Below are 3,457 nucleotides of genomic sequence, written 5' to 3' on the forward strand. Positions count from 1 at the left end.
AACCAAGGATTAAATTTCATAATGCAAATTCTGAACTTAAAAATTTGGATTTTTCCGATGTGAATATTGAACCAACTTTCAAATTTCCGTCCTGTTTTTACCTGTAAGTGCAAAAAATTTTTTTCCTTATCACGAAAAAGTCGGGCACGGCTATGGAGCGGTGGCGCAAGCCAGCCACTGGACTGAGCGTTAGCGAGGGAAGAGGCCGAGGGTGACCGAGCCGAGGAACAGCCGCAGCAGGTGGATTGCCCCCAAAAAAACTTTCAACTTTCAACTTTCACTTTTCAATTTTCCTTTCCTTCCTTTAGGGGTTAGTATTAAAGAACACTATCATAATTGGAGGTATTTTATGGTTTATGGTTACATCCGGGTTTCAACAATTCATCAGAATTTGGAAAATCAGCAGCTTGAGATTGAAAAATTTGCCTGGCAGAACGGACTGCATATCGACAAATGGGTTGAAGAAAAAATCAGCGGCATAAAAAAGCCGGAATATCGGAAACTTGGAAAGGAACTTATGAGCCAGTGCAAGGAAGGAGATTTAATTATTTGCACTGAAATTTCTCGATTCGGGCGTTCCTTAATCATGATTATGAATGTGCTTCAATATTTTCTGGAAAATGATATAAAGGTCTGGACAATCAAAGATAATTACCGGCTTGGCGATGACATTCAGTCCAAAGTTCTCGCATTCGCGTTCGGTCTCTCGGCAGAAATTGAGCGGCAGCTGATTTCCGAACGGACAAAGCAGGGCATTCAGCGTGCCAGACATGAAGGCAAACATGTCGGGCGAAAACTGGGGCGAAAATCTGACTTTTACAAGCTCTCCCCTTTCGATGATTACATAAAGCACGAAATTCTACTCGGAAGAAGCAAGCGTTCCATTGCGGAAGAACTTGGTGTCGCATGGGGAACCTTAAACAAACACTTGGGAAGAATTCTTTTTAAATAAAAAAAAGCCCATACCAGGCATTTGCCCGATATGGGCGTTACCGTGCTTTGCACGGTCGGGCTTTTCGCACTTCCGCTTTCGCTTCATTCCCCGCCAACCATGTCTGCATTATCCGCTCGCGACACGGATGTCGCGTCCTTAAAAAGTCAATAACTGCCGCGAGAACGAAGTTCTCGTTACGACATGGATGTCGGTGAACGCCTTCGGCGGTGCTACAATCCCTAACGCATTTTAGCCTAATGTGATTTCAACATTGACTTCTTTTTTGCTTGCGTCGAACGGAACGATGCAGCCGTTTACGGCTTTACCGTCAACAACCATTGATTTTACGCCCTTGCAAACGTGGCCTGGGTTTTTGATTGTGATGTTGTACTTAGCACCGCGGAAGAGACGTGTTGCTGTGAATCCGTCCCAGCTTGACGGGATAGAAGGATCAACTTTAAGTCCGTCAAAGTCTGGCTGAATACCAAGGATGTACTGGCTGATTGCAACCATGTTCCATGCGGCAGTTCCCGTAAGCCAAGAGTTCTTGCCCTGACCAAAGTTCTTTCCTGTCTGTCCGATGTCCGAACCTGCATCTTTACCGCCAATCATCTGGCCGTAAACATAAGGCTCTGTTTTATGAATGTCAGAAGTCTCTTCTGTGTAAGCAGGAGCGATTTCTGAGTAATATTTGAAAGCCTGGTTTCCTTCACCAGCATAAGCGGCCGCACAGATAATCCATGCGTTGTTGTGTGTGAAGATACCTGCGTTCTCTTTGTATCCGCCCGGATATGTAGAGATTTCGCCGTACTGAACATAGTATTTTGTGAAAGCAGGGTTGTTGAGAACGAGACCGTGCTTTGTGTTCAAGCGCTCGTCGATTGCGGCAAGAGTCTTTTTGGTTGCTTCCTTGTCGATGTCAGACATGATTGCAAAGCCCTGTGGCTCAATGAAAATCTGTCCTTCTTCACATTCTTTTGAACCCATCTTCTTGCCGTAAGCGTCGTAAGCTCGCATGAACCAGTTGCCGTCCCATGCAGAATCCATCATAACTTTCTTCATCTTGTCGATTTCTGCCTGAGCCTTCTTAGCCTCGTCAGCCTTACCCAAGTGATTGAGGATTCCCACATAGTTCGGGCCTGCGTAAGTGAAGAGTGCTGCGACGAATACAGATTCTGCAACCTTTGAGTAGCCGCCTTCTGCCTTGAACTTAGGGTTTGTATAAGTCTGGAAGCTTTCGCCCGGAGTGTCAGAGAAGCATGAAAGGTTGATACAGTCGTTCCAGTCTGCGCGCATTGCAAGTGGCAAGCCGTGAGGGCCAAGATTATTTACAATGTGGTAGAAGCTTACTGTGAGGTGGTCGAGCATTGATTTTGCTTTTGACTCATCGTTGTCGTAAGGAACTTTTGCATCGAGGATTGACCAGTCGCCTGTTTCCTTGATGTATGCAGAAACTGAAAGAATCATCCAAAGTGGATCGTCTGAGAAGTCGCCGCCGATGTCAGCGTTGCCCTTCTTTGTGAGTGGCTGGTACTGATGGTAGCATCCGCCGTCCTCAAGCTGAGTAGAAGCAATGTCGATAAGGCGCTCTCGTGCGCGGTCTGGAATCTGGTGAACAAAGCCCAAAATATCCTGGTTTGAATCTCGGAAGCCCATGCCACGGCCAATGCCTGATTCGAAATATGAAGCAGAGCGAGAAAGGTTGAAAGTAACCATACACTGATACTGGTTCCAGATGTTTACCATGCGGTTTACTTTGTCTTCTGGTGTGTTTACGTTGAGGATTCCGAGGAGCTTGTCCCAGTAAGCGCGGAGTTCTGCCATACCAGCTGCGAACTTTTCTGGAGTGTTGTATTTTTCAATCATTGCAAGGGCTTTTTCCTTGTTAATTGTCTTGCCGTCTGCCTCGAATTTCTTTTCGACTGGCATCTCAACATAGCCGAGAACGAATACCAGAGTTTTTGATTCGCCTGCTTTGAGAGTGATTTCCTTGTAGTGTGAGGCGATTGGAGACCAGCCGTCAGCGAGGGAGTTTCCGCACTTTCCGTCCAAAACCTGCTGAGGATTGTTGAATCCATTGTACAAGCCGATGAAAGTGTCGCGGTCTGTGTCGTAGCCGTCAATCTTGTCGTTTACTGAGTAGAAAGCGTAGTGATTTCGGCGGTCACGATATTCTGTTTTGTGATAGATAACTGAATCTTTGATTTCAACGCGGCCTGTTGAGAAGTTGCGCTGGAAGTTTGTGCAGTCGTCCTGAGCGTCCCAGAGACACCATTCAGCGAATGACCAGAATTTGAAAGTCTTTGCAGATGAACTTTCGTTGGTCAAAACAACCTGCTGAACTTCGCCGTCGTAGTCTTGTGGAACAAAGAATGTGACTTCTGCCTTGAGGCCGTTCTTTTTGCCGGTAATGACTGTGTAGCCCATACCGTGACGACATTCGTAAGAATCAAGTTCAGTCTTAACTGGAGACCAGCCAGGGTTCCAGATTGTGCCATTGTCGTTAATGTAGAAATAGCGGCC

Annotated in this window: 2 protein-coding genes; one reads left to right on the top strand and one right to left on the bottom strand. The window is 46.2% G+C overall.

The annotated features are described in order from the left end of the window. Window positions 1–349: 349 nt before the first annotated feature. Entirely contained in the window at window positions 350–952 is a 603-nt protein-coding gene (locus IJJ71_RS12480) for a recombinase family protein (RefSeq protein WP_296847468.1), read from the top strand. A gap of 231 nt (window positions 953–1,183) precedes the next feature. On the opposite strand, the gene IJJ71_RS12485 is transcribed toward IJJ71_RS12480, so the two are convergent. Beyond that, the coding region (locus IJJ71_RS12485) for a glycoside hydrolase family 94 protein (protein ID WP_296847469.1) at window positions 1,184–3,457 on the bottom strand (2,274 nt) is incomplete at its 5' end.

This window comes from Treponema sp. (assembly GCF_017430385.1).
Lineage (GTDB): Bacteria > Spirochaetota > Spirochaetia > Treponematales > Treponemataceae > Treponema_D.